This window comes from Variovorax sp. 160MFSha2.1, from assembly GCF_048305075.1.
Lineage (GTDB): Bacteria > Pseudomonadota > Gammaproteobacteria > Burkholderiales > Burkholderiaceae_C > Variovorax > Variovorax guangxiensis.
The window spans coordinates 4,779,737-4,804,102 of record NZ_CP157624.1 but is presented as its reverse complement, the minus strand read 5'-3'; the positions used below and the strand labels follow the sequence as shown (position 1 = coordinate 4,804,102).

General features: G+C 69.2%; 25 protein-coding genes. 13 read left to right on the top strand and 12 right to left on the bottom strand.

The features are described from left to right. Positions 1 to 8 precede the first annotated feature (8 nt). The 3 genes from ABL838_RS21865 to ABL838_RS21855 are packed head-to-tail and all read right to left on the bottom strand — an operon-like array spanning position 9 to position 2,274. Complete coding sequence (locus tag ABL838_RS21865; RefSeq protein ID WP_369661379.1) at positions 9 to 593, bottom strand: hypothetical protein; 585 nt, start codon at positions 591 to 593, stop codon at positions 9 to 11. A gap of 56 nt (positions 594 to 649) precedes the next feature. Further along, on the bottom strand, positions 650 to 931 hold the full coding sequence (locus ABL838_RS21860) for a hypothetical protein (protein WP_126024446.1): 282 nt from the start codon (positions 929 to 931) through the stop codon (positions 650 to 652). Then, complete coding sequence (locus ABL838_RS21855) at positions 928 to 2,274, bottom strand: EAL domain-containing protein (protein ID WP_418121879.1); 1,347 nt, start codon at positions 2,272 to 2,274, stop codon at positions 928 to 930. The genes ABL838_RS21860 and ABL838_RS21855 overlap by 4 nt, the downstream gene beginning before the upstream one ends. A 674-nt stretch (positions 2,275 to 2,948) precedes the next feature. On the opposite strand from ABL838_RS21855, the gene ABL838_RS21850 reads away from it, so the two are divergent. Then, positions 2,949 to 3,557: a trimeric intracellular cation channel family protein gene (locus tag ABL838_RS21850; RefSeq protein ID WP_418121877.1), complete on the top strand. Its 609-nt coding sequence runs from the start codon at positions 2,949 to 2,951 to the stop codon at positions 3,555 to 3,557. A 10-nt stretch (positions 3,558 to 3,567) separates the two neighbouring features. On the opposite strand, the gene ABL838_RS21845 is transcribed toward ABL838_RS21850, so the two are convergent. Further along, positions 3,568 to 4,980 (bottom strand): MFS transporter, encoded by a 1,413-nt coding sequence (locus ABL838_RS21845; RefSeq protein ID WP_418121875.1) that lies wholly within the window; start codon positions 4,978 to 4,980, stop codon positions 3,568 to 3,570. Positions 4,981 to 5,119: 139 nt separating this feature from the next. On the opposite strand from ABL838_RS21845, the gene ABL838_RS21840 reads away from it, so the two are divergent. After that, on the top strand, positions 5,120 to 6,040 hold the full coding sequence (locus ABL838_RS21840) for a LysR family transcriptional regulator (RefSeq protein WP_418121873.1): 921 nt from the start codon (positions 5,120 to 5,122) through the stop codon (positions 6,038 to 6,040). Here ABL838_RS21840 and ABL838_RS21835 read toward each other — a convergent pair. Further along, positions 6,037 to 6,999, bottom strand: coding sequence for a LysR substrate-binding domain-containing protein (locus ABL838_RS21835; RefSeq protein WP_418121872.1), 963 nt, complete (start codon positions 6,997 to 6,999; stop codon positions 6,037 to 6,039). The two genes, ABL838_RS21840 and ABL838_RS21835, sit on opposite strands and share 4 nt — an antisense overlap. 187 nt (positions 7,000 to 7,186) lie before the next feature. Here ABL838_RS21835 and ABL838_RS21830 point away from each other — a divergent pair, with 187 nt between their 5' ends. The 5 genes from ABL838_RS21830 (at position 7,187) to ABL838_RS21810 (ending at position 10,571) form a co-directional block, all read left to right on the top strand. Then, positions 7,187 to 8,515, top strand: a complete 1,329-nt coding sequence (locus ABL838_RS21830) for an MFS transporter (protein WP_126024452.1) — start codon at positions 7,187 to 7,189, stop codon at positions 8,513 to 8,515. Positions 8,516 to 8,528: 13 nt separating this feature from the next. Beyond that, on the top strand, positions 8,529 to 9,056 hold the full coding sequence (gene uraD / locus ABL838_RS21825; RefSeq protein WP_418121870.1) for a 2-oxo-4-hydroxy-4-carboxy-5-ureidoimidazoline decarboxylase: 528 nt from the start codon (positions 8,529 to 8,531) through the stop codon (positions 9,054 to 9,056). 119 nt (positions 9,057 to 9,175) lie between these two features. Then, on the top strand, positions 9,176 to 9,697 hold the full coding sequence (locus ABL838_RS21820; protein ID WP_418121868.1) for a hydroxyisourate hydrolase: 522 nt from the start codon (positions 9,176 to 9,178) through the stop codon (positions 9,695 to 9,697). A 28-nt stretch (positions 9,698 to 9,725) separates the two neighbouring features. Further along, entirely contained in the window at positions 9,726 to 10,061 is a 336-nt protein-coding gene (gene uraH / locus ABL838_RS21815; RefSeq protein ID WP_418121866.1) for a hydroxyisourate hydrolase, read from the top strand. Between the two features lie 21 nt (positions 10,062 to 10,082). After that, a complete protein-coding gene (locus tag ABL838_RS21810) occupies positions 10,083 to 10,571 on the top strand; it encodes a nucleoside deaminase (RefSeq protein WP_126024456.1) in 489 nt (162 codons plus the stop codon). A gap of 9 nt (positions 10,572 to 10,580) precedes the next feature. On the opposite strand, the gene ABL838_RS21805 is transcribed toward ABL838_RS21810, so the two are convergent. After that, entirely contained in the window at positions 10,581 to 10,955 is a 375-nt protein-coding gene (locus tag ABL838_RS21805) for a VOC family protein (RefSeq protein WP_418121864.1), read from the bottom strand. Between the two features lie 152 nt (positions 10,956 to 11,107). Between ABL838_RS21805 and ABL838_RS21800 the strand changes: the two genes are divergently transcribed. Beyond that, positions 11,108 to 12,142: a diguanylate cyclase gene (locus ABL838_RS21800; protein ID WP_418121863.1), complete on the top strand. Its 1,035-nt coding sequence runs from the start codon at positions 11,108 to 11,110 to the stop codon at positions 12,140 to 12,142. A 346-nt stretch (positions 12,143 to 12,488) separates the two neighbouring features. Further along, a complete protein-coding gene (locus tag ABL838_RS21795) occupies positions 12,489 to 13,475 on the top strand; it encodes a JmjC domain-containing protein (RefSeq protein ID WP_418121861.1) in 987 nt (328 codons plus the stop codon). Positions 13,476 to 13,691: 216 nt separating this feature from the next. Here the strand turns inward: ABL838_RS21795 and ABL838_RS21790 are convergent, their stop codons facing one another. The 3 genes from ABL838_RS21790 to ABL838_RS21780 form a co-directional block, all read right to left on the bottom strand. Beyond that, complete coding sequence (locus ABL838_RS21790) at positions 13,692 to 14,618, bottom strand: alpha/beta fold hydrolase (RefSeq protein ID WP_126024460.1); 927 nt, start codon at positions 14,616 to 14,618, stop codon at positions 13,692 to 13,694. A 102-nt stretch (positions 14,619 to 14,720) separates the two neighbouring features. Beyond that, on the bottom strand, positions 14,721 to 15,020 hold the full coding sequence (locus tag ABL838_RS21785; protein WP_418121859.1) for a hypothetical protein: 300 nt from the start codon (positions 15,018 to 15,020) through the stop codon (positions 14,721 to 14,723). Between the two features lie 185 nt (positions 15,021 to 15,205). Further along, a complete protein-coding gene (locus ABL838_RS21780; protein WP_369661392.1) occupies positions 15,206 to 15,562 on the bottom strand; it encodes a hypothetical protein in 357 nt (118 codons plus the stop codon). A 239-nt stretch (positions 15,563 to 15,801) separates the two neighbouring features. On the opposite strand from ABL838_RS21780, the gene ABL838_RS21775 reads away from it, so the two are divergent. Next, a complete protein-coding gene (locus tag ABL838_RS21775) occupies positions 15,802 to 16,605 on the top strand; it encodes a DUF1295 domain-containing protein (RefSeq protein WP_418121858.1) in 804 nt (267 codons plus the stop codon). 31 nt (positions 16,606 to 16,636) lie between these two features. After that, positions 16,637 to 17,683, top strand: coding sequence for an alpha/beta fold hydrolase (locus ABL838_RS21770; RefSeq protein ID WP_418121857.1), 1,047 nt, complete (start codon positions 16,637 to 16,639; stop codon positions 17,681 to 17,683). Positions 17,684 to 17,704: 21 nt separating this feature from the next. Here ABL838_RS21770 and ABL838_RS21765 read toward each other — a convergent pair whose 3' ends face one another. Continuing rightward, on the bottom strand, positions 17,705 to 20,815 hold the full coding sequence (locus tag ABL838_RS21765; RefSeq protein ID WP_418121856.1) for an autotransporter outer membrane beta-barrel domain-containing protein: 3,111 nt from the start codon (positions 20,813 to 20,815) through the stop codon (positions 17,705 to 17,707). Between the two features lie 321 nt (positions 20,816 to 21,136). After that, positions 21,137 to 21,805 (bottom strand): TetR family transcriptional regulator, encoded by a 669-nt coding sequence (locus ABL838_RS21760; protein ID WP_418121854.1) that lies wholly within the window; start codon positions 21,803 to 21,805, stop codon positions 21,137 to 21,139. Between the two features lie 83 nt (positions 21,806 to 21,888). Between ABL838_RS21760 and ABL838_RS21755 the strand changes: the two genes are divergently transcribed. Next, positions 21,889 to 22,554 carry an O-methyltransferase gene (locus ABL838_RS21755; protein WP_418117286.1) on the top strand — a complete coding sequence of 222 codons (666 nt, stop codon included), beginning with the start codon at positions 21,889 to 21,891 and terminating at the stop codon, positions 22,552 to 22,554. Between the two features lie 212 nt (positions 22,555 to 22,766). After that, entirely contained in the window at positions 22,767 to 23,993 is a 1,227-nt protein-coding gene (locus ABL838_RS21750; protein ID WP_418121852.1) for an arabinose transporter, read from the top strand. Here ABL838_RS21750 and ABL838_RS21745 read toward each other — a convergent pair. Then, positions 23,956 to 24,327, bottom strand: coding sequence for a hypothetical protein (locus ABL838_RS21745; RefSeq protein WP_126024468.1), 372 nt, complete (start codon positions 24,325 to 24,327; stop codon positions 23,956 to 23,958). The genes ABL838_RS21750 and ABL838_RS21745 overlap by 38 nt on opposite strands. Positions 24,328 to 24,366: the final 39 nt, after the last annotated feature.

Genomic DNA, 24,366 nt, shown 5'->3' with positions numbered 1-24,366 from the left:
TTGGGTGGTCAGTTGAGTGCGCCGAAGGCGCAGGCCGTGCTGCCGCTGATGCTTGCGCTCTGGCTGCCGGTGTTGGTCTGGTTGGAGTTCAGGGCCTGGCTCGACCAGCCCTGCACGTTGCTGGTGGTGGAGCCGATCACCGCGGAGCCCACGGCGCCGCTGTTGGCCTGGCCCGTGCTCACCGTGCCGGTGCCGCCGACGCCCGTGCTCGAGTTGCCGGTGGAGTTGGCCGACGCGCCGCTGGTGCCGGGCGAGTTGGCGGTGGTGCTGTTGGTGCCCTGGTTGCCCTGCGCGGTCGAGGTGACGTCGCAGTTGTATTGCTTGCCGACGTAGTTGTTGGTCGTGTAGTTGGCCGCGCCGTACGAGCCGGCCTTCTTGCGCTGGATCATGTCCTGCACCGCCGCCTGGTTGGCCTTGTCGGCGGAGGTCTGGAACTGCCAGGCGCTGTTCTCGCCGACGTTGTTGGCAGAGGCGCACGCGGCCGCGACGGCGAGCAGCATGCACAGCGCGGCGCGTGCGGCGTTCGAGGAAAGAGAGCGCGCGGCGAAGGAGGGCGACGCGCCGCTGGGGGCCAGGGCAAATTGGATTGGCATGGGAGTCCTGCGTAGGGAAATGGGAAAGACGGGAACCGGGTGTGAACGCCTGAAGCTCATGCGCGCATCGCCCGTTGCACGGGTTGGGGAAAGCCGGGCCATGCGAGCAGCTCGCCGCCCTCGTTGGTTGCTTCGTTGCGCGATGGCGAAGCCGCCCCGGGCGCGTGCAATGCAGCTTCGAGCGCGCGGTACTGCGCGGCGGCGATGAGGTCGTGCTCGCTGGCCTCGGGGTCCTGCGGGCCGCACTCCTGCATGAGTTCCAGCACGGCGCGCTGCATCTGCAGCAGGTCGGTGCTCAGGCGCGCGAGGCGCAGCTGCATGTCGGCGGGAATGCTCATGGCCTGCCTCCGTCGCGGCCGATGCCGTAGCCCTGCAGCCATTGCGCGCCGGCGTGCGATGCGATGTGCACGTCGTCGTCGCGCTCCACGCCGTCGACCACCACGTGCGGCGCGAAGTGCGCGCACATCGCGAGCATTCCGCGCAGGCATTCCCGGCCGAACTCGTTGTCGCGCGCGCGGCGCAGCAGGGCCGCGTCGAGCTTCACGATGTCGGGCCCGCATGCCTGCACGGCCGCGAGGTTGTCGGTGCCGCTGCCGAAGTCGCGGATGGCGATGCGGCAGCCGCGCAGCTGCAGCTGCACGCAGAAGTCGTGCGCTGCCTCGAGGTCGGGCAGCGCGGCGCTGTCCGCGATCTCGATCACGAGCCGCGAGGCCAGCGCAGGCTCCCTGTCCAGCACCGCGAGCAGCGAGGCCCACCAGTGGTCGACCTGGATGCCCTGCGCCGAGATGCTCACGCCGATATGCGCCGAAGGCTGCAGCCGCAGCGCGGCCACGGCGCGCCGCATCACGGTGCGGTCGAAGGCGCGCGTGAGGCCCAGTCGCTGCAGGCAGGGCATGAAGACTTCGGGCAGGAGCGAGGCCGCTTCGCCGTGGCTCGGCGCGATGCGCGCACGGCCGGCGCGGTAGAGAGTGGTGGCCACGCTGCCCGGGTGCACCACCGGTTGCCACGAGAACGAGAGGTCTTCGGCGCGCAGCGCTTCGCTCACGCGCACGGCCACGTCCATGTCGGCGCGGTAGAGCTGGCGCCAGCCGTCGGCTCGGCTCTCGCGCGAGTCGGGGAAGGGCTGCGCGGTCCACAGAGTGAGCTCGATCTCGGAGGCGCCGAGCTGCTGCGGCGAGCGCACGTCGATCCAGTCGGCATGCAGCTGCACCAGCGCGGCGATGCCGCCGGCCCGCACGGGCTCGGCGCCGAGCACCGCGAGCAGCGTCTCGATGGGGCGGGAGGCATGCGGCGCGTCACCTCGATCGCGCATGCCGTGAGCCGCGCAATCGAATGCCTCGTTCTCCCACAGCAGGAAGCAGTCGTCACGCAGCCGGGCCATGTCGGACGAGGGCAGCGAGATGAAGTTGGCGCACAGCCGGCGCTGCACTTCGAGGCTCGTGGCGGACGCGAAGTCCTGCCCGTAGGCCTCGACCAGATACGGCAGGTTCGCGATGAACACGAAGGCGCAGGCCCTGCGAGCGGCGATGCGTTCCGCAGCCGCGGTGGAGTTCCGGGCCACGGGCTCGGCATGCGGGCCATGTGCGCCGTGAACGCGGCTTCCTGCGGGCGTGCGCTGCGCCCAGGCGGCGGGCCGGTGCGTGCCTGCAGGCCAGGCGGTCGGTGATGAGAGAGCGGCCATTTGCGTCCTCGATCGAATTTCTTTTGCTCGAACCCGGTGAAGAGAGAAGAAAGAGGCCGCGCTTCTTGCGGCAGCACTTCTCCATCCCGCGCCGCGGCGCAGGATCAAGACGGAAGACAGGAAATCACCGGACGAGCGAAGGCATCACGCGACACGCACCCCTTCGAGGAGTGCCGGCGATCGGCTATCGGGTCACGGGAGAGAGGGCGTGCGGTTCGCGCGAGAACTTCGGCGCGGCACGCGGGAACGGCTAGGTGTACGGCATGGACGTGGCCTTCGGCTCAGCGGGGCCACGCGTTCGTGCGGCGGACCCGCGAACCGCATTCAGCGGCTCGTACGTTCGGTGGAACGAGGGTCTGCAGGCCATCACGTGCAAGCTCCGTAGAACAGTTGTGAAACAAAATGAATACTACGGATTGCAGTAGGAGGCCGCATTCGCTTTCGGACGGCGAATGTGTGCCAGTTCACATTTGTCAACATGACCACCGGAGATCGCAGTCTCCGGGTGGAAGCGGGCTTTGGAAGGCGGACCCGGTCTGTCCTCGGGAACGCGCCCGGCACTCGCATGCAGAATGCCGGGCACCGATCTTCCAACCTTCTCTTCACACCGACCGATGGAACATTCCGAGCGAGAAGAGCCAGGCAGGGCGCCGACACCCGCATCGGCGGAAGCCATGCTGCTGTATCTGTTCGATCTTGCCGGCGTTGCCGTGTTCGCAGTCAGCGGCGTGCTGGCCGCAGGCCACGCGGGACTCGACTGGCTGGGCGTGCTGGTGATCGCCTCCGTCACCGCGGTGGGTGGCGGAACCCTGCGCGACCTGCTGCTCAACCGCCATCCGGTGTTCTGGATCAGTGACGTGCGCCATGTCTACGTGATCCTCGTGGCGACCGTGGCGAGCATCGCGTGGGTGCACTTCATACCGATACCGGAGCACGCGCTGGCATTGGCCGATGCGCTGGGACTGGGGCTCTTCGCGATCACCGGGGCGCAGATCGCCGAAGAGCGGCGGCTGCCGGCGGTCATCGTGACACTGGTCGGCACCATGACCGGCGCAGCCGGCGGCCTGATGCGCGATGTGTTCACCGCGCATGTTCCGCTGCTGCTGAGCAGCGGCATCTATGGTTCTGCCGCCATCGCGGGCATCGCCGCCTATCTGCTGCTCCAGGCCGCGGGAGCAAGCAGGCGCTGGGCCTTCCATGCGGGCGTGGTGCTGATCGTGGCGCTGCGCGTGGGTGGCATCTACGGCGGCTGGCACCTGCCGTTGCTGCAACTGCCGGCCTAGGGCTTCCTGTTCACGAGAGCCGCGGCCTTGCAGGGCTCCTGAGCAGGCTCACCACGCTCCCCGCCAGGGCAGCCAGCGCCGCCATCGTGAGCCCCAGGTGCACGGCACTGTGCGAAGGCAGTACCCCGAACACCAGGCTCATCGCCAGGCTTCCGAGCGTCAGCCCGGTGAGCCGCGCGGTTCCTTGCGCTCCACCGGCCGCGCCGCTGCGTTCCTTGGGCGCCGAGAGCAGCATGTTCTGGTTGTTGGGCGTCTGGAAGAGGCCGAAGCCGAAGCCGGCGAGGCTGGTGAAGAGCGCGATCGGAAAGGCCGGGTCGCCGTGTATGGGCCACAGCGCGCACAGCGCCAGCCCGGTTGCGAGAAACGCGCTTCCCGCCGCGCAGAGCCATGCGGTCGGCACCCGCTGCGCCATGCGTGCCGACAGCGGCGCGGCCAGCATCACCGCCAATGGCCAGGGGGTCATCAGCAGGCCGGTGGCAGTTGTGCTCTGGCCGAGTTCGTGCTGGATGTAGAAGGGCAGTGCCACGTAGCTCGCCATCTGGCCGGTGAAGCAGCAGACCGAAGCGATGACGGAGATGCGGAACGAGTGCACGCGCAGCAGGTCGAGCGGGACCAGCGGCGCCTTCTTCGCCATCTCGCGGCGCACCAGCAGGACCATCGAGGCGATCGCCACGCCGAGCAGCGCGCCGCCGTGCGGCAGGCTCGACGGCAGCCGGTCGCTGCCGAGCACGAAGGCGGCGAACATGATCGCGTTGAGCGCAATGCTCCAGAGGTCGATGCTGTCCTTCGTCGACTCGGGGCGCGGCAGCTTCGTGCAAGCGGCGAGCACGAGGAGGCCGATGGGCAGGTTCACCGCGAAGAGCCACGGCCAGCTCGCCGCCGAAAGAATGAATGCGCCGATGGAAGGCCCCGCCGCCGTGGCGCTCGCAATGGCGAGTGCGTTCCAGCCTATCGCGCTCGCCAGCAGCCGGCGTGGATAGGTGAAGCGCAGCAGCGCCAGGCCGAGCGGCATCACTGCCGCCGCGCCCAGCCCTTGCAGGCATCGCGCGGCGACCAGCCATGGCAGCGACGGAGAAAGCGCGCACAGCACCGACGCCGCGGTGAACAGCGCGACGCCGCCGGCGAACACTCGGTGATAGCCGAGTCGCGCGCCGACGGCGGAAGCAGGCAGCAGGAACATCACGACCGCGAGCTGGTACGCCGTGATGATCCAGACCGCATCGGCAGGCGTCGCCTGCAGTTGCCGGGAGATGCTCGGCAGCGCCACGTTGGCGATCGCGCCGTCGAGCACCACCAGGGTGCCCGCGCCGAGGATGGCGGCGACGGCCGCGATGCGCCGGGGCATCGGCAGGCCGTCGGCATCGTTCGCCGCCTCGGTCCCGATGGAAGAAGTGCTGGAGCGGAGTGAAGGTGAGAGAAGCATGGGAGTGGCCTTGATGGAAGACGCTCGATTGCGTCGACCCAGAATAGGTCGCGAAGACGCGCCGGCCCAGAGCGTGGCGCGCAGGTTGTTCCTGCATGCGGCGCCTGCCTGGATCCGCGCGCCTGTGCTAGCGTCGGGCATGCAAGACGCCGATCTCAACCTGCTGACCGCGCTGAACGCACTGCTTTCAGAAGGCAACGTGGCGAAGGCCGCCGAGCGCATGGGCCTGAGCGAATCGGCCATGAGCCGCACGCTGGCGCGGCTGCGGGAGGCCACAGGCGATCAACTGCTGGTGCGCGCCGGGCGCGGGATGGTGCCCACGCCGCATGCGCTGGCGCTGCGCGATCGCGTGAGAGACCTGGTGCAGGAGTCGCACGCGGTCCTGCAGCCCGCCGACGCGTGCCTGGACCCGCGCACGCTGCAGCGCCTCTTCACCATACGGGCCAACGACGGCTTCATCGAGGCCTTCGCGCATGTGCTGGTGGCCCGTGTCGCGAAGGAGGCGCCCGGCGTTCGCCTGCGCTTCGCGCCCAAGCCCGACAAGGACGTGCGCCCGCTGCGCGAAGGCCTGATCGATCTCGACGTCGGCGTGCTGGGCGACTCGGCGGGGCCGGAGGTGCGCGTCCAGGCGCTCTATCGGGACCGCTTCATCGCCGCGGTGCGCGAAGGCCATCCGCTGCTGGCCGAGGCCGGGATCACGCCCGAGCGCTATGCCGCCTGCGACCACGTGGTCATGTCGCGCCACGGCCGCAAGGAAGGGCCGGCGGACGTGGCTCTCGCGGCGATGGGGCTGGCGCGCAACGTCGCGGTCACGGTGCCGAGCTTCGGTGCTGCCTTGTCGATAGCGGCGGCGACCGATCTTGTGGCCTTGGTACCGGCCTCGTACTTCGAACGTCTGAGGGCGCAGAGCACGCTGCGCTCGTTCCCGCTGCCGATGCACACGGAGCAGATCACCATCTCGCAGATGTGGCATCCGCGCATGGACCGAGATCCCGCGCACCGATGGCTGCGCGGCATGGTGCTGGAGCTGTGCCGGGACCTTGCGGAAGGCGAAACCTAGTCCGCAGCGGGCTCGCTCGTCGCACCGGGCGCCGACTGCGCCAGGTGCCTACCCACCGTCGACAGCAGCCCGCGCAGCCAGCGATGGGCGCCCTGGTGCTGCGAGCGCTCGTGCCACAGCTGGTAGAAGCGCATGCGCGGAAATCCTTCGGGCGCGGGCATGTTCACCACCGGCAGGCTGCGCGTGAACTGCTCGGCGAAGTGGCGCGCGGTGGTGAAGACGAGGTCGCTCTCGGCCACGAGGCAGGGGGCCATTGCGTAGTAGGGCACGAAGACGCGTGCGTCGCGGGTCTGCCTGAGCCCGGCGAGGTGGCTGTCGACGACCGCGCGGTGCGACTTGGCGAAGGGCGTGGGCACGACATGGGCGGCCGCCAGGTAGCGCTGCAGCGTCATCGCGCCCGGCGCGGCCAGCGGATTGGTCGGGCTCATCATGCAGACCAGGTCGTCCTCGATCAGCAGAGACAGGTGCATGCGCTCCGGCGGCAGCGGCCAGTTGCCGATGACGATGTCGAGCTCGCCCTGCGCCAGCGCGCGCTCGTAGTCGTAGCCGGGGGTGAGGGGGTGGATCAGCAGGCGTGCCTGCGGCGCCTCGGCGCGAAATCGCGCCACTGCCTCGGCCATGAAGCTCGCGGCCAGGTAGTCCGGCGTGGCGATGGTGAAGGTCATGGTGCTGGAGCCGGGCTCGAAGCGCTCGGGGCCGGCCAGCATGCGGTCGATTTCTCCGAGCACCTCGCGCGCGCTGTCGCGCAGCTGCAGCGCGCGGGCGGTGGGCACCATGCCGCCGCGCTCGCGCACCAGGATCGGGTCGCCGAAGGCGTCGCGCAGGCGCCGCAAGGCCGCGCTGACGGCCGGCTGCGTCTGGTTCATGCGGACAGCCGCGCGAGAAACGCTGCGCTCGGCCACCAGCACCGCCAGCACGCGCAGCAGATGGATGTCGACAAGGTCCTGGCTTCTCGTCATGTGTCTAGGGGTTCGACCGGATGGCGCACCCTCGCGGGGCGCGACCTATCGCTCTGGTTTATGCCGCACATTCCGCGCGCCGTGCGCGCGGCGGGACCATTGTGCCTACAGTGCCCCGGCAGGCGGCGTTCCTTCTCGGCGATGGAGCGGATCGCGAAGCCCCACACCAAGGACCTGGAGACAAAGCATGACATCGACAACCACGGCGGCCGCACCCGCCCGGCCTTCCGACACCCCGTCCGAGCTGGACGGGGTCTACCGCAAGATCATCTGGCGGCTCATTCCCTTCCTGATGCTGCTGTGGGTGCTGGCCTGGATCGACCGGGTCAACATCGGCTTCATCAAGCTGACGATGCTCGACGAGCTCAAGTGGAGCGAGGCGATGTACGGCCTGGGCGCGGGCATTTTCTTCCTGGGCTATTTCTTCTTCGAGGTGCCCAGCAACCTGCTGCTGCAGCGCATCGGGGCCAAGAAGACCATCATGCGCATCACCATCGGCTGGGGCCTGACCTCCATCGCCACGATGTTCGTGAAGACGCCGGAGATGTTCTATTTCCTGCGTTTCCTTCTGGGCGTGTTCGAGGCCGGCTTCTACCCCGGCATCATCCTGTACCTGACCTACTGGTTCCCCAACGACCGGCGGGCCAAGGCCTTCGGCATGTTCATGTCGGCCTCGGCCTTCGCGGGCGTGATCGGCGGGCCGCTGGCCGGCGCCATCATGACCGGCATGCACGGCGTGAACGGCTGGTCGGGCTGGCAATGGGTGCTGCTGCTCGAAGGCATTCCCTCGGTCATTGCCGGCTTCGTCACGTACTTCTACCTGACCGACAGGCCCGAGCAGGCCCGATGGCTCACGGCGCGCGAACGCCAGCTGGTGCATGAAGACCTCGAGCGCGACGGCCGCTCGCTGGGCCAGCGCGAGCACAGCATGCTGGCTTCGCTCAGGAGCGGGCGCATCTGGCTGCTGATCCTGATCTTCTTCTGCATCATCGCGGCCAATTCCTCGCTGACCTTTTACGGTCCCACGCTGGTCAAGGAAGTGGGCTTCACCAGCCCGGTGACGGTGGGCTGGATCATGGCCGTGGCCTACCTGTGCGGCGCGGCCGGCATGATCTGGAACGGCTTCCACTCCGACAGGCAGCAGGAATCGCGCTGGCACTGCGCCCTGGCCGCCGCGCTGGGCGCTGCCTCGCTGCTGGTCGTGGCGCTCTTCCTGGGGCACAGCGCGCTGGCGGTGCTTGTTGGGCTCACGCTGGCCATCGTCGGCACCATGAGTGCCATTCCGGTGTTCTGGCAGATGCCCAACCGCTTCCTGGCCGGCACCGCCGCAGCCGGCGGCGTGGCGCTGATCAACTCCATCGCCAACCTCGCCGGCTTCGGTGCGCCCTGGATGCTGGGGCTCATCAAGACCTCCACCGGCAGCCTCTCGCCCGGCCTCTACGTGGTGGCGGCGGTCGAGGTCTGCGCCACCCTGCTGATCCTGGCCTGCGTGCCTTCGCATCGCAAGCAGTCATGAGAGAGAACAACCAATGACCCTCACCGCCACCCGCCTGGACCTGGCCGCGCTCAACGCCATGGACCGCGACGCCTTCGTCGCCGCCGTCGGTGCGACCTTCGAGAACTCCCCCTGGGTTGCGCAGGCCGCGTGGGCTCGCAGGCCCTTCGCGGACACCGACGCGCTGCATGCCGCAATGCTCGACGTGGTGCGCGAGGCGCCGCACGAGCGCCGCATCGCTTTCCTCTGCGGCCACCCCGAACTGGCCGGCCGCGAAGCCCAGGCCGGCACGATGACCACCGAATCCGTCGGCGAGCAGCGCAGCGCCGGGCTCGACGCGCTCAGCCGCGAAGAGCTGGACGAAATGCAACGGCTGAACCGTGCGTACCGCGAGCGCCACGGCTTCCCCTTCATCATCGCCGTGCGCCGCAACACCAAGCAGCAGATCTTCGAGGCAATGCGCGCGCGCGCCGAAGCGAGCACGCAGGCCGAGCACCGCGCCGCGCTCGACCAGATCGGGCTCATCACCCGGGGGCGCATCGACGCGCTGCTGGACGGCTGAAGGCGCCTTTCCCCTCTCTTCCCGACGGACACGTTCCCGTTCCCGCCGGCTGGTGCATCCCATGCACCGGCGAGGCCTTCCATCGCCCGAAAAAGGCAACAACGACAGGAGACAACAGCATGGCGAATCAAGTCGTATCCCAACCCGCGCGCAGGCAGTTCGCGCTCTCGGGACTGGCGCTGGGTGCCGCGGCGCTGACCACGCGTGGAGCACTCGCGCAACAACAGCCCAACGCCGCGCCGGCCGGCCCGGCCCAGGCCAGCGGCCCCATCGTGCTGCATGGCGCGAGCCCGCGCCTGACGGTGCATGCGCTGGACACCTTCCACGGCGCGGCCGCCACCGGCTTGCGCATCGATTTCTCGCGGCTGGAAGGCGGCAGCTACAGGCCGCTGCGCAGCGTCGTCATGAACGGCAACGGCCGCTCCGAAGAACCGCTGCTGATCGGCGACAGCTATCAGGCCGGCGACTACGAGCTGCTGCTGCACGTGGACGACTACTTCGCCAGCAGGAAGGCCGTGCTGCCCATGCCGCCCTTCCTGACCAGGCTGCCGGTGCGCATCCGCGTGGCCAACGTCGCCGAGCGCATCCACCTGCCGATCCAGTTCGGCCCGTGGAGCTACACCTATTCGCGCGGCAGCTGAGCTCACCGGATTCACGAAAGGACACGACATGACCGGCATCTCGACCCACGTGCTCGACATCACCAACGGAAGGCCCCTGGCCGGCCTGCAGGTGGAGCTCTACGACATGGCGACCACTCCGCCCACGCGCCTGAACAGCACCCGCACCAACGCCGACGGCCGCACCGACGCGCCCATGCTCGCGGCCAAGGACGCGCGCACCGGCCACTTCGAAATGCGCTTCCACGTCGGCGACCACTTCAAGGCCGCCGATGGGCTCTCGGACGTGGTGCCCGTTCGCTTCTCCATCTTCGACGCCGCGCAGCACTACCACGTGCCGATGCTGTGCGCGCCCTGGTTCTTTTCAACGTATCGCGGCAGCTGACTGCCGCCGGAGCCCATAGCGATGACCCAACCCCAACTCCAATCCGAACCCAACGCAGAGAAATACATGGTCGACGCCATCCGCCTGGCCATGCGCAACGTGCGCGAGCGCAGGACCTGGCCCTTCGGCGCCGTGCTGGTGCGCAACGGCAAGGTGCTGGCCCATGCCGTCAACGAGGTCGATGCCCTGTGCGACCCCACGGCCCATGCCGAGATGCAGGCCGTGCGCATCGCCGCCAAGGCGCAGGGCGGCACCGACCTGTCGGGCAGCGTGGTGTACGCCAGCGGCTATCCGTGCCCGATGTGCCTCACGGCGATGTACCTGGCGGGAGTGAAGGAGGTCTACTACGCCTACTCCAACGAGGACGGCGAGCCGCACGACCTGTCGGCCGAGCGTGGCTACCTGGAGATCGCGCGGCCCATCGAACAGCGCGAGATGCCCGTGCGCGCGCTGCCGGTGCGCGACGAGGGCGAGGACCTGTACGAGGCCTGGTCGCGCGCGACGCGCTGAGCTACCGGGTCAGGCCCGGGGCTCGTTGCAGACCGCTTCGATGTTGTGCCCGTCCGGGCCGATGACGAAGGCCGCGTAGTAGTTCGCGTGGTATTGCGGGCGCAGGCCGGGCGGTCCGTTGTCCCTGCCTCCCGCCTCCAGCGCCGCGCGATAAAACGCGTCGACCTGCTGGCGGGTCTCGGCCTTGAACGCGAGGTGAAGGTGCGCCGGCTTCTCGTCGGTCTGGAACAGGCACAGCGAGGCCTTGCTCTTCGAGGCGAGTTCGACGCCGTAGCTCGGTACGCCCTCGGAAACGACGGCCACGCCGAGCGGTTCGAGCGCCCTTAAGAAAAACGCCTTGCTCGCCGCGTAGTCGCTCACGCCGAATTTGACATGGTCAAACATGAGTTTCCTGTTGTTTCAAGATCTGTGGAGGCCGGGCGGCCCAAGGCCGGCGCAAGCATAAACCCGTGATTCCGGGGGCGCGACGCGGCCCGAAAGCCTCCTGGCGACCGGGGAACCGCTGCCGGGGCCGCTTCGCCGTCAAAATGCCGGCCATGGAATCTCTGATCGAACAACTCTCCGACTCGGTGGCTTCGGCCCGGACGCTGGAAGACCTGACCCGTCCGATGCTCGAGATGCTCGGCGCGGTGACCGGGCTGGAGTCGACCTACCTCACCACCATCGACCTCGACAAGGGACAGCAGCACATCCTCTTCTCGCGCAATGTGCGGCAGCTGAGCATTCCAGAGGGCCTCACCGTGCCTTGGGCCGACACGCTTTGCAAGCGCGCCATGGAAGAGGGCCGCACCTACACCGGCGACGTCGCCAGCTGCTGGGGCGATTCCGACGCGGCAAAGGAGCTCGGCATCCAGACGTACGTAAGCACGCCGGTCAAGACCGAGGGCGGCGACCTGTTCGGCACCCTGTGCGCCGCGAGCTCGACGCAGCAGCCCCTGGCGCCGCATGCCGAGCCCGTGCTGCAGCTGTTCGCGCGGCTGATCGGCCAGCAGGTGGAGCGCGAGCTGCTCTACAGGAAGCTGGAGAAGGCCCATGCCGAAGTCGTCACCCTCGCTTCCACCGACGCGCTCACGGGCCTGCCGAACCGCCGCACGCTCGTCGACGGCCTGCGCAGGCTGATGGCGCAGGCCGAGCGCGACGGCACCAGCGTGCTGGTCGGCTTCATAGACATGGACGGCTTCAAGAAGATCAACGACACCCACGGCCACGACATCGGCGACGAGTTTCTCGTCGCCATGACCGCCCGCATGTCGGCCTCGCTGCGCGCGGGCGACATGCTGGCGCGCAACGGCGGCGACGAGTTCGTGGTGATCGGCGCCGGCCCGGCCTTCGACCAGGCGCCGAACGCCGCGGCGCGTTCGCTCGCCGAGCGGCTGGGCGAAAGCACCGTGGGCGAACTGCGGCTGCAGGGCGCCACGCTCGACTACCGCGGCGCGAGCGTCGGCGTGGTCGCCATCGACCCGCGCACCACCTCCGCGGCGCAGGCGCTGCGGCTGGCCGACGAGGCCATGTACTCCGTCAAGCGCGGGCGCCGCGCCGTGGCGAACCACCGGGAAACGGCTTCGGCCTGAGCGGCGCAGCCAGGTGCCGTCGCCGCCCCGGCTCGCGGCGGGGGCGGCGCGCAGCCCGGAGGAAGGGCCTCGCGATGCGGCATCGAACCTGGTGAAGATGCTGGAGCCGTCGCGCGCGCAGCCGTCGATTTCGATGGCGATGCCCTGGCGCAGGCAGCGGCGCGAAGAACCACGGGACCTCCTTTTTGCGACTGCGGATCAAGCCTGCGAAAGCGCATGGGAGTGGTCAGGGAGTGTTCATAAACCCGCTCCAGTATTGAACTCCAAAGTACTACTTCTGCTCGTGGGCTGCGGCCTCGCCTTCGTTCGGGGGCTGGAGTCCGGAAAGCGTTCCGGAGGTGCTGCCATGCGCTTGACCAGCATGAATTCCGTCGGGACTTCGGGGCCGGCGACATATCGGGTCTGGACCGACGACCCCGAGGGTTTCTCGACCCAGCGCATCACGCCGATGCACCACAACTTCCACGAGCATCCGCTGTTCCAGGTGCCCGAACTCGTGAAGCTCGGCATGGAGCTCTCGAAGGTGGACCAGTGCAGGTTCATGGACCCGAAGAGAACGATTTCCTCGGCGCTCTCGCACGAGGGCAGGCCGCCGGGCGGGCGCAGCATCGACGAGTTCTTCGAGCGCATGGAGGAGCCGGGCTCGTCGTGCGCCTTCTACAACATCGAAGTCGTTCCCCGCTACCAGGCCTTGCTGATGTCGGTGGTGAACTCCATGCGCGCGCTCGTGGAGCGCGAGCAGCCGGACATCTTCAGGGTGAACGGCTTCGTGTTCTTCTCGGCGCCGCCTTCCGTCACGCCCTTTCACATCGACCGCGAGAACAACTTCTGGCTGCAGCTGCATGGCCACAAGATCCTCAACGTGTGGGACCACCGCGACCGCGGCATCGTGCCGGCCGACGCCGTGGAGGATTTCATCGTCACTCAGTCGCTGAAGAAGGTTCGCTTCAGCGAAGCGTTCATGCCGCTGGGGCTGGAGTTCGACGCACGGCCGGGCGATGTCATCTACTTCCCCAGCACCTCGCCCCACATGACCCGCTCGCAGGTCGGCGGGACCGGCGCCGGCGATCGCCTGTCGATCTCGATCGGCGTGACCTTCTACACCGCCGCCACGCGCGAGGTGGCCCGCATCCACCAGGTGAACCGGCTGATGCGCAAGTGCGGCCTGTCGCCCTCATACCCGCGGGAGTCGCCGGTAGCGGATGCGGTGAAGTCGGCCATCGGCGGTTTCGTCGGCGCCGGCCGCGCCCGGCTCGGCGCTGCGCGTGCGCGCTTCATCAGCATGGCCACGTCGCGGCGAATGAGGCACACGCCGCCGCCGGGGTCCTACTGAGCCTGTGTCGGTCGCGGCACCGCTTCCCCCGTGCGGGATTCGCCAGCGTCACGTTCTCGAGCGCCTTGATCCGCCACTCGCCGGCCAGCCGCGTCAGTACGGCGAGGATCAGCGTATCGACGACCTGGGGCCCCGCAGGATGTTCCGCACCTGCCGCGAGGTGGTGTCGTCTCTTCTCTGAATCCGGCGTCCGTCAGCAAAGGTGCGCAGACGGCGCTACTGCGAAGCAGCCAGGAATTTGCTGATCAACCCGACCGTAACGCCGGTACTCTCTTCCATCAACCAGTGTCCTGCACCCGGCACGACTTCTCCGCGCACATTGGTTGCCGCATTGCGCATGACGATCGCCATGTTGTCGCCGAAGGACTTCTCTCCGCCAATGGCGAGCACCGGCATGGCGAGCCTGGTCTTGGAGAACGCGATGTTGTCGGCAACGTCGTTGCTGGCGATGGTGTTGAACTGCGCGAAGGCGGCGCGCATCGCGCCCGGCTGCGCATAGAGCCTGGCGTAGTGCCGCCGCGTCGCCTCGTCGATCTTCGAAGGCGTGCCGGCAAACTCGTTCCAGAACCGGTCGAGATAGATGCGCTCCCTGCCGGCGACCAGTCGCTCGAAATCGCGGCCGCCGGCGTTGAAGTGCCACAACGCGGGCCACAGGATGATCTGGTCCCATGGCGCGACGCCGGGCACGGGCGCGTCCATCACGACGAGTTTGTCGACCTTGTCGGGGTAGCTGGCCGCATATGCATAGGCGACCATCGTGCCGATGTCATGCCCGACGACGGCGCTCTGGTCCTGCTTCAGGGCAGTCACGACCGCGCGTATGTCAGCAGCCTGCGACTTCTTGTCGTAGCCACTGGTGGCCTTCGACGATTTCCCCATGCCGCGGAGGTCCGGCACGATCACCAGGTGCGTCTTCGCGAGCTCTTGCGCCAGCGGGGCCCACATGTCGCCCGTGTCGCCGAACCCGTGGATGAGCACCACGGCGGGGCCGGCACCGCCGGAGCGGACAAAGATGCTCGCGCCATCCGCCAGGGTGACGGTCCGGGTCTTGAAGCTGCTCGGGAAGGCCGGTTGTGCTCCGGCATTGGCTGTGCACAGCACAGCAATCAACAGGGCCAATACCAGCGCAAGGCGATTCTTCATGTCGGAGCTCCACTGTCGAGGACCAGATAGGCGCGACGCATTCTGAGGCTTTGTTGCGCAGCGAGCCAACGATATTTGGTTCAAGCCGGGCGCCGGCCCCGCTCATCGCTCGCGAACCAGCCGGAAATATCGCCACATTCCCCACACGACGCCGACGGCGAGACCGATCCCGACGCTCCAGCCGGCCGGCAAGCCGAATCCGAGTGCCAGGAGCAGCATCAATCCGGCGCAGGCCAGGCCGATGAAAACGAGGGTGACGAAGTCGAACCGGGCGACCGCCAGCGTGTCTTCGGCAAGGCCGCGGTCACGGTGGCCGCGCTTGTGGCGCAGACGCCGGAACAGGAAGACATCGGCAACGAAATCGAAGATGCCGACAAAAAGATCGGCCAGGATGCTCCACATCAGGGGGCTCCATTTGCGGTGACACCCCGGAGTTCCTGCTGTTCTCATGGTGGTCCGACCAGGGTGGGGCGGCGGAGCACGCAGAAATGTTACCGCCCTTTCAGCTGGGGTAGCCGCCGTAGCCGGTGTCGGTGCGAGGTCACGCAGGTGACCCGTTCGACCGATGGCGCACCGGCAATCGCGCCCTAGACCCTGAACCAGATCCTGAGCGTCACGTACAGCGCATAGCCCAGGGCGAGCACCATCCACACCATGAAGAGCACGTTGGCCCAGAATTCGCCGGGATTGGCCGCCAGGGTGTAGAGCTGTCCCGCACAGCCCTTGCCGATGCATGGCACCTCTGCCCGGACCAGCGCGCGCAGCACGCCGAAGAAGAGGTAGCAGGCGATGCCGCCAGCCATCAGGAAGCCCACGGGCCCCACGATTCCCTTGGTGAGCTCGTCGTTCTCGTCGCGGTTGCCCTTGCGCAGCAGGTTTTGCCCGAACCTGTACCAGGCGAAGCCCAGCAGGAGCATCAACGAGTAGTAGAGAACGTCACGCATGTCTTCGGGATGTGGGTAAGGTCGTGGCCGACTTTAGCCGAGGCTCATCCAAAACCCGATTCGCCGCGTACACCTGTCCATGCACGCCCCCGCGCGTGTCCCCAGGGGAAAGACCAGACGCACATGCCGCAGGACATCGCATTCGCCATCCGCCGGGCCTTGAAGGGGCTGCAGCCGTTCTCCTGCTTCGACCACCGGAAGCGCCGCCCGGTGGACCGCCATCTCTTCGAGTGCCGCGCATGAGCAGCGGCATGACCGTGGTCGCTCTTGCGGGCTTGGCGTGGACCGCATCGCTGGCGCTGCCGACCTGGGCCGTGAGCCTCGCACGGCACGACGCGAGCCTCGTCGACCGGATGTGGTCGGTCTTCATTGCGGGTGCCGGCCTCGTGTACTTCCTGCTGCTGCCCGCGCAGACCGCGCGCGGACTGTGCATGGCGGTACTGGGCACCGCTTGGGCGCTGCGGCTGTGCATCTACGTCACGTGGCGCAACTGGGGGCATGGCGAAGACCGCCGATACCAGGCGATACGCGCGCGCAACCAGCCGAACTTCGGCTTCAGGAGCCTGTATCTGGTGTTCGCGCTGCAGGCGGTGCTGGCTTGGATCGTGTCGGCGCCTTTCCTTCCGGGCATGGCGGCTGCGCGGTCGCTCGGTCCGCTCGATGCGGTCGGCGGCGCGCTGGCGCTCTTCGGCATCCTCTTCGAAGCCATCGGCGACGCGCAGATGGCGCGCTTCAAGGCCGACCCCGCGAACCGTGGCCAGGTGATGGACCGCGGCCTGTGGCGCTACACGCGGCATCCCAACTACTTCGGCGAGGCCTGCACATGGTGGGGCATCTGGCTCATGGCCATCGGCGGCGCGGGGTGGGGCGGGGCGTGGAGCATCGTGTCGCCGCTGCTCATGACCTGGCTGCTGCTGAAGGTCTCGGGTGTGCGCATGCTCGAAAGCGACATCGGCGAGCGCCGCCCCGCCTATCTCGACTACATGGCGCGCACCAACGCCTTCGTGCCGGGGCCGGTGCGCGGCGATCGCTCGAAGCATTAGCCGGTGGCCTTGGCCGCCTGGCGGTGGCACCATGGCCGCGGTGAAGCCTTCGTCGAACAGATCTTCCTTGGTGATGATGCGCATCGTCTTCTGGAGCACGGCACTTCTCGCGCTGGCCATCCTCGCGGGCGTGGTGTACGAGCAGGTCGGCCGCTACCGGGCGCAGCGGGACTTCCCCGCGCCGGGAAAGATGGTCGATGTCGGCGGCGGGCGCCGTATCCAGCTCGACTGCCGGGGCTCCGGTTCGCCCACGGTCGTGTTCGAAGCCGGGCTCAGCGTCGATGGCTCGCTGAGCTGGTCGGCGGTGCAGCCGGCCATCGCGGCGCGCACGCGGGCGTGCGCCTACAGCCGCGCGGGGCTGATGTGGAGCGACCCGTCGGGTGCGCCGATCAGCGCGAAGCAGGTGGCAAGCGATCTTCACGAGGCTCTGGCGCGAGCGGGAGAGCGCGGGCCTTTCGTGCTGGTCGGGCAGTCGCTGGGTGGACTGTTCGCCACGACCTTCACGCGGTACTTCGGCGACGAGGTGGCGGGGCTGGTTCTGGTGGACCCGTCGCATCCAGACCAGGTGGCGCGCGTCGCGGCCTACATGACGGAAACCCGCTCGCTGCGTTCGCGCGTCGCGGTGTCGCTCGCGTGGACCGGCCTGCTGAGGGCGGCGGCCCCGAGGCTGCTGCCCCGTGCGCCGAACCAGAGCGAGCGCGATGCGCGGGCGGTCCGGGCCTACGCGCCGAAGTCGATGGTCACGCAGATGGCGGAGAGCGACGCGACCGATGCCATGCTCGCCGAGGCGGGCGCCTTCCGCGACCTGGGCAGGCGTGCGCTGGTGGTGCTCACCGCGATGGCGCCGTACACCGAGGCCGAGCTCCGGGGAATGAAGATCACGCCCGCACAGGGCCGCGAGGTGCTGGCCATCTGGCAGCAGCTCCACATGGAAGAAGCGGAGTGGTCTTCGCGCGGCAGGCACCTGTCGCTGCCGAACTCCAGCCACGACATCCAGTTCGACGACCCGGAGGCGGTGATCGAGGCGGTGCTGTCGGTCGTCGAGATGGTTCGCGAGGACGGCGGCGGGCGGCGTTGAGCGCGCCGCCGCGTCCTTGCATTACCAGCGGAACTTCACGCCCACGCTGCCCTCGATGCCGCTGCTCTTCGTGCGCACGCCGCCGCCCGAGGCCCAGAGCTTGCCCAGCTCCGCGTACAGGCTCGCGTTCTGCGTGAGCTGCAGCGTGGCGCCCGCCGCCAGTTCGGTGCTGGTGCCGCCGGTGCGCGTGGCGATGTCGGTGTAGGCCGCGGGTCCGATGAAGCGGGCGGTGTCGGTGCCGCTGCCGTTGCGGTAGACGTTGAAGCGCACATAGGGCTGCAGCAGGCCGGCGGAGGTGGCGATCTCCCCCTTCACCCGCACGCCGGCGCGCGCCATCCAGCCGCTGTGGCTGTGCTGCTGCACCAGCGCGGCGGCGATGCCGCCGTCGTCCAGGCTGATGCGCTGGTGCACCAGTTGCAGCTGCGGCTCGATGGTCCAGCCCGGCGCGATGGCGAATGACTGGCCGACCTCGATGGAGGCCAGCAGGCTGCTGCCCTTGCCGGAGCTGGAATAGCTCAGCGCGGGCGATGCCGTGTAGTGATGGCGCCCGGCCTGCAGCACGCCGTCGACGTACAGGCCGCTGTCGTTCTTCCAGGTGGCGTAGGCGCCCAGGTACTGGCTGCGCAGGTCGTTGGAGCCGGCCGCGTAGTTGACGATGCCGCGCGCGAAGCCGTTCACGCGCATGTCGCCGTTGAGTTCGCCGAGGTAGACGCCGGCGCGCCAGTGGGCGTCGGCCCAGAGATCGGTGCCGGCCTGGAAGCCGGTGAGGCGTCCCTTGCTGGTGGGGTTCACGGTGCCGCCCTGGCTGATGGTGCGGTCGGTGCTGACGATGCGGGCCCAGACCTGGCGGTAGCTCCGGTCCTGCATGGCCGGGCCGGCGTCGTTGCTGCCGGGCGGGCCGTCGTCGCCGAAGCGCTGGCGCATGCTGCCGAGCATCGACAGGTTGGCCTGGCGGAACTGCTCGGGCAGCGCGGCGTACAGCGGCACTTCGGTGCGGTAGGTTGGCACGCTCACGCCGCCGGTGCCGCCGCCGCTACCGGTGCCGCCGGTGCTTCCGCCTCCGCCGCCGTTGGCGGGAGGCGTGACCACGGCGCTGGAGCGCAGGTACCAGTTCTCGCCCGCGCCGCTCGCATCGGCGGCGTACAGCCGGTACTCGTAGGCGCCGGCATCGACGTGGCCGCCCGCCAGCACAAAGGCGTTCTTCGTGGTCTGCGCGGTGGTGGTGGCGCCGTTGATCGCGCTGACGACCTCGATGCCATTGCCGGTGGTCAGCGCGCCGAGTCCGCCGAGGTTGGTGATCTGCACGTTGGTCGTGCCGCTGGCGATGGCGGTCGCGCCGCTGAGCACCAGCCGGTCGCTCGCGCTGCTGCTGTCGCCCAGCGCGGTGCCCAGGCGCAAGGTGCCGCCGTTGCCGACCCACGGGCCGGTCACGGTGAGCGTGGTGCCCGGCGCGGAGCCGACGAGCGAGACGGTGCCGCCATTGGCCATCGACGCGATGGTCTGGCTCTGGCCGGCGAGGTCCAGCGTGGCGCCCGACGCGACCGTGAATGCGCTCGCGTTGCTGAGCGCATTGGCCGCTCCGGCGCGCAGGGTGCCGGCGTTGACGCTGGTGGCGCCGGTGTAGACGTTGGCGCCCGACAGCGTCAGCGTGCCCGCGCCGCTCTTCACCAGGCCGGCGGTTCCGGAGACGGGGCCCGACCAGCCCATGTCGTGCCCGTTGGTGTCGATGGTGCCGGTGCCGCCCAGCAGCAGCGGGCTGCTCAGGCTCAGGCCATCGGCGCCCGCGACGATGCTGGCGGTGGCGCCGCCGTCGATGGCCACGGCGCCCGTCAGCGCCGCCCCGGCGTTCAGCGTCAGGCTGTTGCTGCCGCCGGTGAACTCCACGGCCGCCGCGCGGGTGACGCCGTCGCCGCCCATGCCGCCGGTGATGCTGCCGCTGTGCACGATGCCGAGGTTGGCGCCCGACACGCCCACACCGCCCGCGCCGTTGGCACCGCTCGCGCCCCCGTTGCTGCTGGCGCCGCCGACGCCGCCGTTGCCGCCGGTGATGGAGCCGCTGTTGGTGATCATCGTGCTGGCGCCCGTCGCCCGCAGGCCGATGCCGCCATCGCCGCCGGCGCCCGGTGAGCCGGTTCCGCCCGCGCCGCCGCCGCCGGCCCCCCCCGCGCCACCGGCGCCGCCGCTGACCGCCCCCGTGTTGGTCACCGAGACCGCGCTGCCCGCCAGCGTGATGCCGCTGCCGCCGGCGCCGCCGCCGCCGCCCGACGCGTTGCTGCGCGCCGGCAGCAGCTCGGAGCCGCCCGCGCCGCCGGCACCGCCGGCGATGACGCCGTTGTTGGTGAAGACGATGCCCGAGGTCGTCGCATTCAGGAAGAAGCCGGCGCCGCCGCTGCCGCCGCCACCGGCTTGCGAGAAGGCGTCGCCGCCCTTGCCGCCGGCGCCGCCGGTCGAGCTGCCGGTGGCGGTGTAGTTGCCGGTCGGCCCGATGAGGATGGAGCCGTAGCCTCCCGCACCGCCTCCACCGGCCGCCCAGTAGCCGTTGCCGCCCGCGCCGCCAGCGCCGCCCGTGTAGCTGTCGGAAGAGGTGGTGACGCCAGTGCCGATGGACGCGCCCTGGAAGCCGCCACCGCCGCCGCCGCCGTAGCCGTTTCCGTTGCTGAAGTCGCCGGTCTGCGACTGGCCGGCCGCGCCGTTGTCACCCTGCAGCACGCCGGGGCTGACGACGTTGCTGCCCGCGCCCGCCGCGCCGCCCGTGCCGGCGGTGGCGCCGGCGAAGGAGCCGATGTTGGCTGCGGAGCCGGCCGTCGGGCCCGCGTCGGTCGACGATCCGCCGGCGCCGCCGTTCGCATTCACCGTGGTGTCGTTGAGCCCGCCGCTGCCGCCACTGCCGTCGGCACCGCCTGAGCCGGCGTGCAGCGAGGTGTCGTTGGCGGGCTGGCCGCCCGCGCCGCCCGCCGCCAGCGCCGGGCCGGCACCCAGCAGCAGCGCCGCGAAGGCAGGGGCGAGCGCGAAGGCAATGGCCATCGCCTCGGCCGGCTGTTGCGCCGATCGCGCATGGCCGCGCGAGGTCTCGGGTGCGGCGACCCAGGTGCCGCGGGCTTGATTCCAGAGGGTCCGAAAAACCTTGTTCATGGCTTCCCAACTTGTTCGTTCGTCGCCTGAACGGGCAGGCTCCCGCGTGCGGGCGCGAATCTGTCCTCCGCCTGCACATGCCGTCGTTTTCGATTTGCAAGCCAAAAATGTAAGTACGCGTTGCGGCGGGCGATATGCCCGGAAGCGGGTACCCAAGCGGGGGCCGATGGCTGCCGAGGCGGGTGCGGGCAATGCTCGCCTGCACCGCCGGTTGAGGCCCAGCGCGCTACGGGCGTGACGCCGTGTGGCGCAGGCATACCCTGAACTGCATCAAGAGGTAAGCAGTGTTTCGTGCGAAATACAAAGACAAAGGTGCGAGGGCTAGAGGCCTGCCGGTCGGCGAGGGCGCTTCTTCTGCTGGCCGTGCCCGAGGCTCTGGAGGTAGGCGCAGAACATGTCGGCCATGGCGTCCGAATAGATCTTGATCTCCGCGTCGGTGCGCGGACTTTCCGAGAACTGCTTGCCCACCGAGCTGAACGTGGTCGTGATCAGGTCGGCCGCCAGCGCCCGCGTGGCTTCGCCGGCGTCGGGCAAGGCCTCGCGCATGAAGGCCTGCATGATGCGGTCGCCGGCGGCGCGTGCCTCGTGCGCCTCGGGCGCGTCGCGGTAGAGCGGGGCGGCGTCGTTGAGCGCCACGCGCATTCCGGCTTCCTCGCACTCCGATCGCACGAAGGCGTGCACCAGCATGCGCAGCCGCTCCAGCGGCGGGCGCTGGGCGTCTTCGAGGATGCCGCAGAGCATGTCGCTCGTCTGCTTCCACTCGTCACTTTGCAGCCGGAAGAGGATCGACGCCTTGTTGGGGAAGTACTGATACACCGACCCGACGCTGACGCCGGCCCTCTCGGCCACGCGCGTGGTGGTGAAGCGCTGCGCGCCTTCCTTCTCCAGAACCTGAAGGGCTGCCTCGAGGATGGCCGCGACGAGGTCGTTGGAGCGGGCCTGCTTGGGCTTTCTTCGGGAGGAGATCGGCGGGTTCTGACGGTCGGCCATGGGCGGGGTTCGCAACGCGAATAGGAAATGTGAATGTTCCTTCATATTATTGGCCGACCTTCACTCCGACACGAAGAACCCCTGTGACAACCCTCACCAACAAACCACTGGCGCCCCTGCTGGAGCGCCTGTTCGCCGAGGCCGCCGAGGCATCGCCCGCGATGAGCGCGGCGATCGCCGGCCTGTCCGACGAAGAGCGCTCGAAGCTGATGCGCAGCAAGACCGGTTACATCGATCTCTACGCGCGGCTCAAGGACGTCCCGCTGCCCGTCTCGCGCGAGACCGGCCTGCTGCTCTACATGCTGGCGCGCAGCGGCGGCGCGCGGAACATCGTCGAGTTCGGCACTTCCTTCGGCATCTCTACGCTGCACCTCGCCGCCGCCCTGCGCGACAACGGCGGCGGCCGTGTCGTCACCACAGAGTTCGAGCCCTCCAAGGTGGCGCGCGCCCGCCGCAACCTCGAGGCTGGCGGCCTCGCCGACCTGGTCGAGATTCGCGAGGGCGACGCGCTGCGCACGCTCGCAGCCGACTTGCCCGGGTCGATCGACCTGCTGCTGCTCGACGGCGCCAAGGCCCTTTACCCGGAGATCCTCGCGCTGGTCGAAAGCCGCCTGAGGCCCGGCGCATTCGTCGTCGCCGACAACGCCGACTACTGCCCCGAGTACCTCGCGCATGTGCGCTCGCCCGCCTCGGGCTACATGTCCACGCCCTTCGGCGATGACGTCGAACTGTCGATGCGGCTCGCATGAAACCGGCCGGCCTTCGTCTGTCGAGCGGCATCGAGCAGCCCGGCTGACTACCGCCACCACTCCAACGCGGACGCCACGGTGTCCGCAGTGCCAGTCGCACTGGCCGTAAGCGTCTGACGTCAACCAACGCACTCCACGACCCTTGCCGGTCGGGGTGCGTTCGCATGCGCGCTCCGGTCGGCCGGGAGAACACCACGAACCTGGACGACACCATGACTTCTCCATCGACACGGGCCACGACTTCATCGTCATCGCCACCATCATCGACGCGCGACCCCGCGCAGGGCCGACTGCTGCTGCTGACGGCCATCCTCTTCATTTCCTATCTCTGCGTCGGCATGTCCCTGCCCGTCGTTCCGATCTTCGTGACGGGGCAGCTCGGGCTGGGCAACGTGTGGGCTGGGCTCGGCGTCGGCATCGCCTTTCTCGCCACCGTGCTGAGCCGGGCCCATGCCGGCACGCAGTCCGACCGCGCCGGGGCCAAGGCCGCGGTGTCGCGCGGGCTGGTCTTCTATGTGAGCGGCGCACTGGTCTCGCTGGTCGCTGGCCTGCTGGTGCAGTCGCCCTGGACGGCCTACTTCGTCCTGCTGGCGGGCCGGCTGCTGGTCGGCCTCGGCGAAAGCCTGGTCGGCGTCGGCATCATCGGCTGGGGCATCGGGCTCGTCGGCCCGGTGCGCTCGGGTAAGGTGCTGGCGCTGGTGGGCGCCGCCATCTACGGCGCGCTGGCGGTCGGCGGGCCGATCGGCCTCGCGCTGCAGCAGCGCTTCGGATACGCCGGCGTGATGAGCGTCGGCGTGATCCTGCCCTGCCTCGGCATGCTCGCGATCTGGCGCATGTCCGGCGTGCCCGCGCATCCGGGCGCCGAGCGGCCGCCGTTCTGGCGCGTGATCGGCCAGGTCTGGCCGCACGGCACCATCGTGTGCCTGCAGGGCATCGGCTTCGCGGCGATCGGCGCGTTCTTCACGCTGCATTTCCTCGACCAGCACTGGCGCTACGCCGGGCTGGGCCTGACGGCCTTCGGCGGCGGCTTCGTGCTGGTGCGCGTGCTCTTCGGCCACCTGCCGGACCGCGTGGGCGGACTGCCCGTGGCCATCGGCTCGCTTGCGGTCGAGACGGTGGGGCAGGCGCTGATCTGGAGCGCTTCCGATCCTGTGGTTGCCCTTGTCGGCGCGTTCCTCACGGGGCTCGGCTGCTCGATGATCTTTCCGTCCATGGGGCGAGAGGTCGTGCATCTGGTGCAGCCTCATCTGCGCGGCACGGCGCTGGGCGGGTTCTCCGCCTTCCAGGACGTCGCCTACGGGCTGACGGGCCCGCTGGCCGGGCTGCTCGCGGACAGGGCTGGGTACGGCGGCGTGTTCCTTGCCGGCTGCGGCGCCGCGGCGATGGGGCTGGTTATCGCGATCAGCCTTCGCCGGGCTCGGACACGCTCTCGGCCCTGACCTCGAAGGCGGCCTTCGCCTTCAGTTCGGCCTCGAGTCCGGCCTTCAGTTCGACGGCGACCCTCTCGGGGTCGCGGCGCAACTCCACGATGTCGCGCTCGCCGACGCACAAGCCCTCGAGCCGCACGTAGATGCGCGAGAAGTCGCCGCCCATTGCGCGCGCCACGTCGCCGAGGCATTCGGCCAGCGTGGCGAAGCCGCCGTTGCGGTACGAGCTGGGAGGTATCACGCCCCTGGAGCGGGGCGCGCGAACGGAGTAGGCGTAGGACGAAACTTCCTTCCGCAGCTCCACCACGGGCTGCAGGCAGCGCTGTGCTTCCCCTGTTCTCTTCATGGCCGCAGTGTAGATGCGGCGATACCCGGTGGCCAGCCG